Source organism: Achromobacter sp., assembly GCF_049647645.1.
In the GTDB taxonomy this organism is placed as follows: domain Bacteria; phylum Pseudomonadota; class Gammaproteobacteria; order Burkholderiales; family Burkholderiaceae_B; genus Achromobacter.
On sequence record NZ_JBARYB010000157.1, the window covers coordinates 55,402 to 68,866 of the forward strand.

Here is a 13,465-nt window from a genome sequence, read left to right on the forward strand (position 1 = left end):
TTGACGCCACACCAACCGCGATCATTGCGCCAGCGGCGTCAGGCTCACGTTCAACGTCTGCCCTTGCGGATCCAGCAGCACGGCGCGCTCCGTCTCCAGTGCTCGTAGCCGATAATTCTTCGCCACGGTGCCGCCGGGCCGGATGGCCTCGCTAAGTGCGCAACGCTGGCATAGCAGATACGTCTGCCCCCCGTTTTCCACGACGATGATGCGCTGACCTCCCTCCACCCACTCGCCTACGGCGTGAAACGGGATCGTGGCCTGGGCCGCCATGCGATCCGCCGCCGACGGGCCGGGGATGGGGTCGTCCAGGCCGGGCGCTTGCGCCGCAGTGGAGGCTGGCGATATTGGCTCGGCCGGCGCGCTGACGTCGCCCTTCAAGGATTCCCAGCTTTGCGACGGAAATATGTCCACGCCCGACGCCAGGGATGCATGCGCCGCCGTGGACAGCATCAATGACGCCAGCAGCGAGATCGTGCGATGCTTCATCACGTCTCCCCCAGCATGCTCAATCGCATCTTTACGTTCACCAACATGTCCTCGGGCTTTTGTCTGTCCAGCTCCAGCGACTCCAGACGCAGCAGCGGCTGAGCGGCCAACAGGCGCAATCCCGCGGATAGATCCTGGTATGAACCCACCGCCGTAATGTCAACCGACGTGCGCCGCAACCGGTCCTGAATGATGTCGTCGCCCTGGTATCGGATATCCACCAGCAACAGGCCCGCCTGCACCAGCTGGTCCATGACCGCCTGTTTGCGCTGGTCCGGATCCACGCGCATCTGCGTGCGCATCTGATCCAGGTCCGGGCTGCCCGGCGATGCGTCGCCGGGATGGCAGGCAAGCAATCTCGCAATCAGTTCCACCGCCTGGACCTGCAGCTCTTCTTTTTCGGGCCACTGCACCACGGCCAGATGCACGCTCAACACCAGCGTGGCGGCCAACGCCAGCAGGCCTCCGCGGCCCAGGCGTTCGATGCACCGTTGCCCGTGCCACCGCATCCATGTCCGGGATGGCCGTTGCCGCAGCGCGGCCACGCCGCAGCGGATGTATTGAATTAACGTCATCGCATTTCCACCCGCACCGTCGCCACCGTAGCCAGATTCCGGTCACCGGGCTTGATGCCATGACGCATGACCATGGAGCGAAAGTTCCCGCCGGACGCATCCAGGCGTGCCACGAAGGCAAACACCTCGCTCACGTCGAGCGCCATCAATTCCAGTTGCGCGCTGCGGCCGGCCGCCACGACCTTCAGGCTCATCACGGCCAGCCGGGGTGACCAGGCCTGCTCGATGTGGCGCAACAGCAACGGCTGCAGGCGATCTTCGGCATCCTGCGCCGCCAACAATGCCTCGACCTTCTTTTCCTCTGGCGATTGCGCCTCTGTTCTGCGCCTTGCGCGCTCCTGCTGCTCGAGCTGCTGAGCCAAACGGTCTTCCATTTGGGCCACTTCGGTTCGCAACGCTTGTACATCCCATTGCCGCCAAGCGCTCAACAGGCCCAGGGACAACAACAGCAATACCGCCAACACCGCCACCGGGTTGGCCGTTTCCTTTTTGCAGAAATCCATATGCCGCGATTTCAGCCTGAACATGACTGCCCGCCCAACATCGGATGCGGAAAGCCCAGCCACCGCGCCTGCGGAGGCGCCGGCGATTGCTGTGGACTCAACGTGGACGCCCAACCGTAGCCGGCCGCTATCGGCCGGCCGCACAGCGCTTCGGCGGCCGCAACGCCAGAGGTCGGCGGCTGCCCCGGCGCAAGCTGCAAGGTGATCATGTCGTCCCACCCCTCTGGCGATTGCCACACGCAGGTCATCGCACCGGCTTCAGCCAGCACCAGGCATTTCCCGAGCTGCCGCAAAGGCCGCCGATAGCGCTCCAGGCTGGCAGACAGCAGGTCCCGGCATCCAGCCATGGCCCAGCCCGACTCGCTGACCGCGCGCTGTAGACGGTCCAGCAGGTTTGCATCGGCGGCAACAGCAAGGCGGGCCCGCCCATGCCGCGCTGCGCCCAGGCGCACGCGCCATTCGCCGACCATGCCGCGTTCACGCAGCAGCGCCTGGGCGTAGCCGCGCCAATGGCTATCGCCGCCAGGCATTCCCGGCTGCCACGGCAGCAATTGCCCTTGCGCCCAGGGATACCCCAGCCAAACATGCAGCCGGTTCCTCCAGCGTGGACGGCGCTGCCGCACCATCGCCAGCAAGGCGGCCACCGCGCTCGCCGGGTCGCCTTCATGGCGGCAACGCAGCCGCGTTTCCGGCGGCAACGCGGGCGCAAACAGGCTTGCGTACTCGGCGTCGATCAACACTGCTTGTTCATTCCATGGCGACCGCACGGCAGACCTCCTGATAAGTCGTCAATCCGCGCGCCACCGCCTCGTGGGCCGCGTCACGCATCGATTGGTAGTCGGCGCACTGCGCCAGCGCCTCTTGGCGCCTCTCGGACGACCGGTCCAGCAACGCGGTCTTCATGCGGCTGTCCATGCGCAGCACTTCGGCCAGCGCGATACGGCCCAGGAAGCCGGTATGCCGGCAGGCGTCGCACCCGGGTCCGGCCTGCGCCGCTTCCGGTGGCGAACAATGCGGGCACAAGCGGCGCACCAGCCGCTGCGACACCACGCCGTTCAGCGATTCCAGGAAGGTCGCCGCTTCCACATCCATGTACAAAAATCGGTCGATAACGCTGAACGCCTCGTTGGCATGCACGGATGACAGCACCCGGTGACCGGTCAGCGCGGACTGCACCGCGATCGACGCCGTTTCGGCATCGCGGATTTCTCCGACCAGGATGGTGTCCGGATCGTGGCGCAGAATCGACCGCAGACCGCGGGCGAAGGTCAGCCCCTTTTTCTCGTTGACCGGGATCTGCAGAATGCCGGCCATTTCGTATTCCACCGGATCCTCGATGGTGATCAGTTTTTCGTCGCCGCGGTTCAGTTCGGACAACGCGCCATACAGGGTCGTCGACTTGCCGCTGCCGGTGGGTCCCGTGATCAAGGTCAGTCCATATGGCAAATTCACCAGCGCACGGATCCGGCGCGCGGTCTCCGCCGGGAAACCCAGCGTGTCCAGGCTAAGCTTGTCGCCACGTTGCGAGCGGTCCAACAGACGCAGCACGGCGTTCTCGCCATGGTTTCCCGGCATAATGGAAACGCGGAAATCCACTTCCCGGCCCTGCAGCTCCACCTTGAACCGCCCGTCCTGCGGCACGCGCTTCTCGGCGATATCCAAGCTCGAAAGCACCTTCAGGCGCGACATCACCTGATTGGCGGTCAACTGGCCCGGCACCTGGCGGATGCTCAGCATCACGCCGTCTATCCGGTAGCGGATCTGCAGCCCTTCTTCGTCCGACTCCAGATGGATGTCGCTGGCGCGGCTTTGCAGACCGTCATACAAAGTCATGTTCACCAGGCGGATCACCGGACTTTCGTCCTTGGCCAGCGACGCCAGCGATATCGACTCCACTGCCTTGGCCAGCGTATCGTCCGACATGTCGACGGCCACGTCGTCCAGCACGCGTTCGCTGGCTTCCGCCTGCTTCAACCAGGCGTCCACGATCCCTGCGGGGCACAATGCAAAGCGCAATTCACGTCCCGACAGCCGCGCTTGCAGCCGCAGGCGCGCATCCCGGGAAAATGGGTCCGCCATCGCCAGCAACAGGTCGCCGTCGACCTCCAGCGGCGCAGTACGGCAGCCCAGGGCATCGGCCAGGGGCAGCGCATCGAAGCGCGGCGAGGCCTGGCGGCACTGGTCGGCATCCAAGGCCTGCATGCCCATCGCGTGCGCCAGCGCGAGCAACAACTGCGGCCGGCGGACCAGTTCTTCGGTCAGGTACTCGGCCAACGGCAGGCTGCGCTCGGCCGCCTGTTCGCGCCATGGCCACCACGCATCGCTGGCCGCCCTGGTTGGCGCCAACGCTCTATCCTCATGATTGAACTCGTGGTGCGCCATCGTCCTTACCCCATGCTCCCGGCCATTTCGAAAATAGGCATGTAAAGCAGAATGACGATGGCCCCCACCAGACCGCCGACCACCAACATCAGCAAGGGTTCGAACACCTTGCCAAACACTTCGATTGCGTGGTCTAACGTGCCGTCATGGAACTGGGCGATGCGTTCGCACATGCCGCCCAGGTCTCCGCTTTTTTCGCCCACGCGCAACAGGCGTTCGGCCACGGCGGTGGTCAGGCCGTGGCGGGCCAGCGTCTCGGCCACCGTTCGGCCTGCCCGCAATTCCTGCAACGCCAGATCCAGCCGCCGCGCATAGGCGGCGGGCAGGATGGGCTCCGATAGTTCAAAGGCGTGCAAGGCCGGCGTGCCGCCTTCGATCAACAGACCGACCGTTCGGTAGAAGCGCGCCAGCACAAACAGATTACCGACATCACGCAGCTTGGGCAGGCGCCAGAACAAATTCATCAATGCAGTCTTCATGCGCCGCGTGCGAAGCGCCAGCACGGCGGCCAGCAGCACGCCGCCGATGCCCGCGCCCAGCAGCTCGCCATCGGACTTCACCAACCGTGCCCACCACAGCATGGCCTCGGTGGTCGCGGGCAAGTTGCGCATGCTTTCGAACACCACGGAAAAGCGCGGCACGACGAAGAACAGCATGAACAGCAGAATGCCGAAGCCGACTCCAATCACCACCATCGGATACACGAGCGCGCCCACGACTTTTTTACGGATGTTTTCGATCCGCAATTCGTAGTACTGATAGCGCTTGAGCACCATAGGCAATTGACCCCTTCCTTCCGCCGACGCCACGGTGGCCACCAGCAACGCTGGAAATACCGCGGGTTCCGCTTCCATGGCCTTGGACAAGGGCAAGCCCTGATACAGCGCACGCAGCAAGCCGGTCAGAGTGGCCTGCAAAGCCTTATTGCCTTGGCCCGCCTTATCGCTCAAGGCTTCCAGGGCTTCTATCAGCGCCAAGCCCGCCTCCAGCAGGGTCGATAGCTCCTGCAGCAGCAGACCCAGCGAAAAGCCCTGCTTGCCGCGCCCCGTTCCGCCGCGCACTGTCGCTACGCGTTTGACCTTCAGTACCATGCCGTCGAATTCGCCAAGCTGGGCCCGCGCGTCGCTTTCGCTGGCGGCGCGCACGATCTGCTCGCGCAATACGCCCTGCCTCAGCAGGCTGATCCGAAATTCATCCATGTCCTTGCCTAGCCAGTTTCTATTGAAGACGTTCGGAATCGTGACCGCATCAGGTTCCGATAGTGCCGCCACACGCGGTCGACGTAGCGCTTGCGCGCAGCCTCACGGCCTTGTGCGCCGCCCGCGTTGTATGCGCCCACCGCGCGCCAGGTGTAGCCAAAGCGCTTGATGAAATCCGCCAGAATTCCGGCGCCTACTTCGATGGAAAGGCAGGGTTCGTCCAGCAGTTGTTGACGGCTGATGCCGCGCTTGGCCAACGCCGGAAAATGCATGCTGTTGATCTGCATCAGGCCGATGTCCTGGGAACCGTCGCGGTTCTCATTCACGACGCGGGGGTCCAGGGACGACTCGACCTTGGCGATCGAATACAGCAGCAACGGGTCTACGCCATGACGGGCGCCAGATTCGTGCCAGCAACTGGCGGCCGCGCCCGAGCTCAGGGCCAACGTGGCCACGGCGGTCAGCCCCGCCGCCTTAAAGCCCGTAGACCAACTCACCGCTGCCTCCCGCTCGGCCCTCTGCGCCAAGAGACACCACCTCGGCTTCGGAGTCTCGCCCCGGGACATTCAATACATAGGGCCGGCCCCAGGCATCCGCAGGCACGTCTTTGGCCAGATAAGGGCCATGCCAATTCGACACGCCTTGCGGCTGCCTGACCAGGGCCTGCATGCCTTGCTCGGTGGAAGGATAGCTGCCCACATCGAGGCGATATGCGGTGAGCGCATCGCCCAGCGTCTTCATCTGCGCCTGCGTCGTCTTGACCTTGGCGCGGTCAACTTGAGAAAACAGCTTGGGGCCGACATAACCGGCCAGCAACGCAATGATCAGCAGTACGACCAGCAATTCCAGCAGGGTAAAGCCCCGCTGCCGGCCTAGCGGGCGCTTGAGGGTAAGAGTTTTCATGAATCCGCTTTTCTGATTGGGGGATCGCGGCGACGCGGCGATCCGTTGTGAAACGCGAGTAGAGGCCGGCATCCTGCAAAGGGATGGGCAATCCAGGCACGGACGTGGCCGTGACGCGACTTAGTCGGGATATCTCTACGCAGGCCGGCATGTTTCCACGCGGCGGATCCAGCCTCAACATTTCTAAAGAGTTCCTCAATCGAGCGACGAGCGGGCGCACGCCCTCCCTGGGGGGGCTGCAGGGATTTAGTGGTTTGAAGAAGCCTTGAGGATGGTGGAGCGGCATGAAGGAACAGCGTTTCAATCCTGCCTCGTTGCCCAGGCGCCGATGTCGGCCCATGCGGCTCAGTTCAAGATCGAAGGAACAATATGAATCCCGCTCTCATCGCTCCGGCCTACTCCAGAATCCGGATTTTCCTGCACTGGCTTAGCGTCAGCTTGATGCTCAGCCTGGTGTTGGCCGGAGAAGCCCGGCACCTTTTGACCAACCTGACCGCCATCCCGATGCGTTCAGTGATGGTTGTCCATATCGGCGGCGGCATGGCGTTGCTGGCCGTCACGCTAGTCAGGGCGCTGGTTCGCATCAGCAGCCGCCGCGCCCGCAGCGCGGCATTCAGCCTGCAAGACGCTTGCGCGCACGCCGTGCACCTCGCGATCTACGTCCTCATCCTGGGCGAGTGCCTGCTAGGCTGGATCATCGTCAACGCCAAGGGGTTCGCTGTGCCGATGCCCTACACGGGCCTGGAATTCCCCTTGCTGGTCTCTGCCGACCCGGCGCTGGTCGCCCCCACCGTGCGGGTACACGACATCTTCGGATGGATGCTGTACGGCCTGCTGGCGCTGCATATCGGCGCCGCGCTGTGGCACCACTTCGTCGCACGGGACCACACCTTGGCGAGGATGGCCTGGCGTCAACGGCCGCAAGCTCTCTGATGAATCCATACGGACCTGAATCTGGCAAAGCTTGGTGCTGAAATCCTGAAAAAAAGGGCGAATCTTTCGATTCGCCCTCTTTTATTCAGACTTCCAAGCTGCAGTGCGCCGCGCAGACGCCGCGATCACGACGTCCGCACGATCTATGGCGTCGTCTTAAAAACGCACGGCCAGCTTGAGCACGCCCGACTGCTGCCGGTTGCCGCCGCCGAACTGCGCGTCGTAGGCGATGCCCGCCGTCGTGTTGCGCGTGATGGCCATCTCGGCGCCCAGGCCCAACACCGCGGCGTTGCGCGCGATCGGCACGCCGGTCACCGAGAACGTGCTGCCGCCTTCGAAAGCCAGCTGCTGCTTGGGCTTCACATCGCCCATGGCATGGCGCCAGCCCAGCGACGCGGTCAGACGGCCAGGCGCGCGGTCGGAACCGAACTCCCAGGCGCCTCGCAGTCCCAGCGTGGTGCTGGTCACGTCATCGGAATTGCTGGACCCGCGCAGGGCTGCCGAGCCGCCCGACTCCTCGAAGCCGCGCGTGCGCAGCTGGTTCCACGCCAGGCCCGCAAACGGTTCGATGGTGTAGGCATCGCCCAGCGGCAGGTTGTAGCCGAGCTCGGTGAACACCTGCGTCGACGAGGCGTGATACGACGACTCGAGCCGCTGGTTCAGGCTGCCTGCAGCCACGTCGCGTTTCGCGTCAATGTCGTGCCAGGTGTAGGCAGCGCCAGCCATGAAGCGGATGTGGCCGGGGCCGGCCTGGAAGTTCCGTCCGCCGAACAGGGTCGCCGTGTAGCTGTCGACATTGGTGCGCGAGGACGAGTCGTCGATCGAGTTGTGGCTGCCGATGTAGCCAACCGCGCCGCCCAGGCGCCAGCCGCCACCCACCGCGCCATCGCCGCCGACGAAGAGACCGCCTGACGATTGGCTCAAGCTGGACGCGTTGCTGTCGCCATCGAACTTGCTCCAGTTGCCGAACGCTTGCGCCCAAACGGGCGAGGCGCCGCTTTGCGGCAGGGCGTCGGACGACGCCCCCCCCAACTGGGCGGTGGGCCGGCCTGCCAGCACCGGCGCGTCGAGGTTGCCGCGCAGATGGGACAACGGCAGCGTACGCACGGTGTCGCCCTGGCTCAACAGCACGCTGGCGGTGCTGGCGTACGCTTCGCCCGATAGCATCCTCAAGGCCGAACGCGCTTCGTTCGGAGTCATGGCGAGCACGGCCGCCGCCACCTGGCTGGCGCCGGTGTTCTTGCCGGCGGCGATGCCGCTATCAACGAGGGAAGATCCGCTACCGGTCGACGGCGATTCATTGCCGGCCGTAGAGGAGCCGTTGCCCGTCGAAGTCGATCCGTTGCCGGCCGACGAGCCGTTGCCCGTCGACGTCGATCCGTTGCCGGCCGACGAGCCGTTGCCCGTCGATGTCGATCCGTTGCCGGCGGAGGAGGAGTCACCGCCGGTGGAAGATGAGCCGTTGCCCGTCGAAGAAGAGCCATTGCCGGTCGAAGACGAACCGTTGCCCGTCGACGAAGAACCATTGCCCGTCGACGAGGAACCATTGCCAGTCGAAGACGAGCCATTGCCGGTAGCGGGCGGCTCCTCTTTGTCCAGCGCTCCGCCCACGCTGCTCTCGTTGCCCGAGCCGCCGATGCTGCCGATAGGCACGTCATTGCGCGTGAGCGTCATGTACGCGTTTTTCGGGTCGTAGCTGAGCGTGGGGGTCAGAAAGGCGTATGCGCTCGAAGCGCCGGTGAACTGGCCCTGGATGCCGCCATCCGCCGTCAGGATGTTGTAGGTCGTGCGCGGCGCGTAGTTGCCGTCGGGACCCACGTGCGCCACGGTACCGTCGAGGTAGGCGACTCCGGTGACGTGGATGCGGTCGCTGAGGCTGCTGGCCGGATCGGCATGCACGCGGTAGATGGTGTTCTGGCCGAAGGTCAGGTTGCCGTTGACCGTGAGCGTGCCCATGGGCGTACCATCGTTGCCGGGAGAAATGACCGCGGTGGGATAGAGGTTGGTGGTGCCCACCTGGCCCACGCCCGCCAGCACGACTTCGCGGCCGATATCCATCGGGCCGTTCAGCTTGCCGTCGATCTCCAGCGCGCCGTCGGCGATCAGGATGGGACCGGTGAGGCCGCTGCTGTCGGCAGTCAGGATCACCGATCCCGGACCGGTCTTGACGAAGCCCTGCGTGCCTTGCAGAGGGTTGTCGATGGTGTCGACGAATTGGCCCGAAGCGTAGGTGCCGTCACCGACCACGATCGCGGGCGGGTTGCCGCCGCTGCCGACCAGGGTGATGGGCGCGCCTTGCAGGCGATAGCGGTCGGTGGCGAACTGGATGCCAGACACGCGCACCGGACCGGCGCTGCCGTCCACGGTCACCGTGCCAGCCGCGCCCGTGAAAATGGCGTAGCCGCCATCGGGCAAGGCGCCCGTGGCATTGCTCGGACTGTTCCAGTTCCCGCTGGCCGCGCTCCAGGTGCCGTTGCCGCCGCCCGAGCGGGTCGCGGATGCCGCGCCGTTGCCGTTCCACAGGTTGGTCGTGCTTGGGCCCAGGATGAGATTGATCTGCTTGTCGCCGGTCAGGTTCTGGATAGTGGCGGCAGGCGCGGAATCGCCCGAGACCGAACCCAGCGTCAGGCCGTTGCCGCTCAGGTTGCCGCCGTACGACAGGATCCGGTAGTAGCCAGCATTGACGCCCAGGGTATTGACCGTGACGTTCAGCGTGGTGTTGTTGATGGCGGCGTCGCCGCGCACGGTGATGTTGTCGCCGGTGCCTGGCTGCGTTATGGGCAATCCCGCATAGCCCGTCTCGAAATTGAACACGGCGTTGTTCATCGACAGGTTGCCGTTGACGACCAGGTTGCCGTTGGAGACCCCCGTCGGCGTGCCGACTTCATACCCGGGCGCCACACGCGCGCCCGACACGTTGAGATTGCCATTGATCGAGCCAAAGCCCGCCACCGTGCCGTTCGAGTTCGCATTGACGTTACCGCCCAGCGTGACGCCCGCGCCGCCGCCGTTGCCGCCGATCACCAGCGTGCCGCCGTTGACATCCACCCCGCCGGGGAAATTGGCCGAGCCGTCGAACACCTGGGTATTGCCCGACGTAACCGTCAGGTCCGCAGCCGTGACGCCACCGCAATAGGACGCGCTCAGAGCGAGCGTCGCCGTCAGCCATTTCTTCGTGTCGTGTATCAACGTAAATCCTCCCTATGTCGATTAATTAATCTGATACCCAAGGCATTACCGGATCGCTATAAAAGTATTATTAAGTAACCAGGCCATCCCAATGGGCGAAACAAGTTTTCGCGAAAAAAGGAGGCAATTTATACCCCTTTTCTTTCAATACCAAAAATTAATGAATAGATACCATCTTTATTATTTAAATCATGAGCTTGGATACCATCCAATCGCCGAATAATTAAAAATGGATACCATCCGTTTTTGGGAAATAGTCAAAAAGTACGGCACCCATATTATTAATTTTTAGTTAATGGATACCATCCATATCGACCGATCCGGGATTGTTCCTGCCGATTTTCAATGCGCACGGGAAACAAATTGACATGGACGGGCGCGTAAACGCGGCGCGCGGCCCGGCCCGCTTCCAGAATTTTCTTATCCGTGCAGGTCGGCCCGGCCCATACCATCGTTTGCATGATGGCCGCCCCCAGCCTCCCCGACGGATACATGCCGGCAACCAGATTGCCGATGATCCTGCTGCACCTGCTCGCCATGGCGCTGCTGGCATGCATACTCGTCGGCACGATGCTTTCGATGTACTGGTCGTTCAGCGACGAGGTCTCCAGCTATCGCCGCCGCATGAATGCCGCCGCCGACCGGGCGCAGATATTCTTCGACCAGCGCGAAGCGCTACTCCGGGCCGTGGCCGCCTCCTCGGTACGCAACACCGACCGCCTACCGGCACTACACACGCCCAGAACTTTCGGCCAGACCGGGCAGATCAACGTGATCCCGCTGACAAACGAGGCGGACGCCTACGAGTGGGCGCTGATCCTCACCCGACGCAATCGGGCGGACGTGGCGGCCGCCAATGCGCGCATCGTCTATACAACCCTGGGCGAACCCGGCTCGACGCGTCTGGCGTTGGACGACACGCGGCGCAGCAGCCACGCCATTTCGAGGGACACAGAGAAATGGCTCTACGAAACCCTGGCTACGCACCACGCCGCATCGGATCCTGAGGACGGTCGCGCGCCCGTCGTCTGGATCCGGCCCCTGACGGACTCCCACGATCATCTGTTTCTCTATACGCCGCTGGACACGACGGGGCGCGAGCAGACCTGGGTGGGACTCGAGGTTGACGACATCGCATCCGTCATCACCGCGGAGCAGGCCAGCGATGGCGCGAGCTACGCGCTTTACGACAACGACAGCCGCGTGGCCTTGCACGGCGGCCCCTCCCCGTCCGTCAAGGACTCGGTATCGGCACGCCTGGCGCGCGATTCCTTTGGCTTTCAGGGCACAAGCTGGCTTCCCCATAGCCTGGCGCTGAGCAAGGCCGTCGGCGAGGCCGGCTGGCGGCTGATCTACTACGTGCCGACGCAGGACGTGCTGCGGCACGGCGCATCCGCCTTCTGGGCCGTTGGCGCCGTCGCGGCCTGCCTGAGCGCGGTGGTCCTGCTGGGCGTACGCCACATCCGGGAAAAACTGGTATCCCCGGCAATGCAGCATCAGACGGCGCTCATCGACAGCCTGGCCCTGAACCGGAAGATCATCGAAGTCGCGCCGATCGGACTCAGCCTGATCCGCCCCGCCGACGGCACCCAGGTCATCTCGAACGAGGCCGCGCGCCATCTGCTGGAGGCGCACGACAGCTGGCGCGAAGACACGCGCGCCGCAAGCGATCAGACCGGCCGGCATGAGTATCAGCTCGGCGACGGGCGCACTGTCAGCCTGACGTACGCCGCGACCAGCTATCAGTCCGAGAATGTGGTGATATGCGCCATCAGCGACATTTCCGCCCAGAAGGAAGTGGAGCGCACCCTGCGCAATGCCAAGCAGGCCGCCGATCAGGCGAACGACGCGAAGACCTTGTTCTTCGCCACGATCAGCCATGAAATCCGCACGCCGCTGTACGGCATCCTCGGCACGCTCGAGCTGCTCGCGCTCACGCCCATGACGAGCCAGCAGCAGCAATACCTGCACACCATGCAGCAGTCGTCCTCGACCCTGTTGCGCACCATCAATGACACGCTGGACCTGTCCCGCATGGAGGCTGGCCACGAGGACCTGATCCTGTCGGAGTTTTCCCCCGCGGAAATGCTGGATGGGGTCGTGGCCAATTATGCTGCCCGAGCCCAGGGCAAGGGGCTGACGATATTTTCCATCGCTGGCACCGGCATGCCGGCGACGGTGCAGGGAGATTCGACTCGGCTGCAGCAGATCCTCAACAACCTGGTGAGCAACTCGGTCAAGTTCACCGAGGCAGGCCGGATCGTGCTGCGCGCAACCGCGAGCGCCGTCGCATCGGACAAGGTGACGCTGCGCTTCCAGGTCACGGACACCGGCGTGGGCATACGCGCGGAATCGCAAACCCAGTTGTTTGAACCCTATTTCCGGGCGCATTCCGGCCTGGTCCAGGACGCGGCCGGCACCGGCCTGGGCCTGGCCATCAGCCGGCGCCTCGTCGACCTGATGGGAGGCAGCCTGTCCCTGGTCAGCGAGGTCGGCCTGGGCACCAGCATCACATTCGCCATCACGCTGGATGTGACCGGAATGGAACCGGCATCGCCCATACAACTGCGGCGCGGCGCCGTCTATGTCAACGGCGCCATTCCGGAGGTCGTGGCGAACACATGCGCATGGCTGAACAGCTGGGGGGCCATCGCCATACCGTATCGCGGACAGGGCCATGTGGCAGATGCCGACAACGCGGTTCTGCTGCAGACCTGGCCGCCCGGACAACCTGAAGCATCCTGGACCGGAAGCAAGGTACGCGTACTCGCCCCCGGCGCGGACCAAGTTTCGATCGCGGCGCGCGGCAGCCGCCTCGGCATCACGAGCCAGGGCAATCCATTCAGCATCGGCATCGCGGTAGGGATGGCCCAGCATGGCCGCGAACAGACTTTGCTGCCCGCTCCCCGCGCGCAACGCCTGTCGCTGGGACAGCGGATCCTGGTCGTCGAAGACAACGCCATCAACCAGGTCATCCTGCGGGAGCAGCTCGAACATCTGGGGTGCTCGGCCACCATCGTCTTCAATGGCCGCGAGGCGTTGCAGCACTGGGACCCTGACAAATTCGACGCGGTCATTACCGACATCAACATGCCGATCCTGGATGGCTACGAACTGGCGCGCGCCCTGCGTGACCTCGGCTACCAGGGAACCATACTGGGCGTAACTGCCAGCGCGGCGCCCGAAACCATCACCAAGGGGCTGGAAGCCGGCATGAATCAGGTGTTGCTGAAACCCCTGCCCATCCTGGCCCTGACCGCAACCCTGCACGCATACGCAGAAGGCTGAAAAT

11 protein-coding genes are annotated in these 13,465 nt (G+C 64.1%); 2 read left to right on the forward strand and 9 right to left on the reverse strand.

Features of this window, described 5'->3' with window-relative positions:
* Positions 1-21: 21 nt before the first annotated feature.
* From WBB14_RS18550 to gspG, 8 genes are read right to left on the reverse strand one after another with little or no spacing between them, the layout of a single operon-like run.
* The gene (locus WBB14_RS18550) at positions 22-489 is read right to left on the reverse strand and encodes a hypothetical protein (protein WP_424241122.1); all 468 of its coding nucleotides are present in this window, start codon (positions 487-489) and stop codon (positions 22-24) included.
* Positions 489-1,064: a hypothetical protein gene (locus WBB14_RS18555; RefSeq protein WP_424241123.1), complete on the reverse strand. Its 576-nt coding sequence runs from the start codon at positions 1,062-1,064 to the stop codon at positions 489-491. The genes WBB14_RS18550 and WBB14_RS18555 overlap by 1 nt, the downstream gene beginning before the upstream one ends.
* The gene (locus tag WBB14_RS18560) at positions 1,061-1,591 is read right to left on the reverse strand and encodes a hypothetical protein (protein WP_424241124.1); all 531 of its coding nucleotides are present in this window, start codon (positions 1,589-1,591) and stop codon (positions 1,061-1,063) included. Before WBB14_RS18560 ends, WBB14_RS18555 begins: the two co-directional genes overlap by 4 nt.
* On the reverse strand, positions 1,579-2,334 hold the full coding sequence (locus WBB14_RS18565) for a hypothetical protein (RefSeq protein ID WP_424241125.1): 756 nt from the start codon (positions 2,332-2,334) through the stop codon (positions 1,579-1,581). Before WBB14_RS18565 ends, WBB14_RS18560 begins: the two co-directional genes overlap by 13 nt.
* Complete coding sequence (locus tag WBB14_RS18570; RefSeq protein ID WP_424241126.1) at positions 2,315-3,913, reverse strand: GspE/PulE family protein; 1,599 nt, start codon at positions 3,911-3,913, stop codon at positions 2,315-2,317. Before WBB14_RS18570 ends, WBB14_RS18565 begins: the two co-directional genes overlap by 20 nt.
* Before the next feature lie 41 nt (positions 3,914-3,954).
* The gene (locus WBB14_RS18575) at positions 3,955-5,148 is read right to left on the reverse strand and encodes a type II secretion system F family protein (RefSeq protein WP_424241127.1); all 1,194 of its coding nucleotides are present in this window, start codon (positions 5,146-5,148) and stop codon (positions 3,955-3,957) included.
* An 8-nt stretch (positions 5,149-5,156) separates the two neighbouring features.
* Positions 5,157-5,645, reverse strand: coding sequence for a lytic transglycosylase domain-containing protein (locus tag WBB14_RS18580; protein WP_424241128.1), 489 nt, complete (start codon positions 5,643-5,645; stop codon positions 5,157-5,159).
* Positions 5,623-6,051, reverse strand: a complete 429-nt coding sequence (gene gspG / locus WBB14_RS18585; RefSeq protein WP_424241129.1) for a type II secretion system major pseudopilin GspG — start codon at positions 6,049-6,051, stop codon at positions 5,623-5,625. The genes WBB14_RS18580 and gspG overlap by 23 nt, the downstream gene beginning before the upstream one ends.
* A 369-nt stretch (positions 6,052-6,420) precedes the next feature.
* Here gspG and WBB14_RS18590 point away from each other — a divergent pair, with 369 nt between their 5' ends.
* Positions 6,421-6,984 carry a cytochrome b gene (locus WBB14_RS18590; protein WP_424241130.1) on the forward strand — a complete coding sequence of 188 codons (564 nt, stop codon included), beginning with the start codon at positions 6,421-6,423 and terminating at the stop codon, positions 6,982-6,984.
* Between the two features lie 156 nt (positions 6,985-7,140).
* Here the strand turns inward: WBB14_RS18590 and WBB14_RS18595 are convergent, their stop codons facing one another.
* Positions 7,141-10,173, reverse strand: coding sequence for an autotransporter domain-containing protein (locus WBB14_RS18595; protein ID WP_424241131.1), 3,033 nt, complete (start codon positions 10,171-10,173; stop codon positions 7,141-7,143).
* Between the two features lie 492 nt (positions 10,174-10,665).
* Here WBB14_RS18595 and WBB14_RS18600 point away from each other — a divergent pair, with 492 nt between their 5' ends.
* Positions 10,666-13,461 (forward strand): ATP-binding protein, encoded by a 2,796-nt coding sequence (locus WBB14_RS18600; RefSeq protein ID WP_424241132.1) that lies wholly within the window; start codon positions 10,666-10,668, stop codon positions 13,459-13,461.
* The last annotated feature ends 4 nt before the right edge of the window (positions 13,462-13,465 follow it).

Coding starts and splice junctions, on each gene's coding strand:
- WBB14_RS18555 (WP_424241123.1), bottom strand. CDS start 1,064: ATGACGTTAATTCAATACATCCGCTGCGGCGTGGCCGCGCTGCGGCAA.
- WBB14_RS18600 (WP_424241132.1), top strand. CDS start 10,666: ATGCCGGCAACCAGATTGCCGATGATCCTGCTGCACCTGCTCGCCATG.
- WBB14_RS18550 (WP_424241122.1), bottom strand. CDS start 489: ATGAAGCATCGCACGATCTCGCTGCTGGCGTCATTGATGCTGTCCACG.
- gspG (WP_424241129.1), bottom strand. CDS start 6,051: ATGAAAACTCTTACCCTCAAGCGCCCGCTAGGCCGGCAGCGGGGCTTT.
- WBB14_RS18560 (WP_424241124.1), bottom strand. CDS start 1,591: ATGTTCAGGCTGAAATCGCGGCATATGGATTTCTGCAAAAAGGAAACG.
- WBB14_RS18590 (WP_424241130.1), top strand. CDS start 6,421: ATGAATCCCGCTCTCATCGCTCCGGCCTACTCCAGAATCCGGATTTTC.
- WBB14_RS18575 (WP_424241127.1), bottom strand. CDS start 5,148: ATGGATGAATTTCGGATCAGCCTGCTGAGGCAGGGCGTATTGCGCGAG.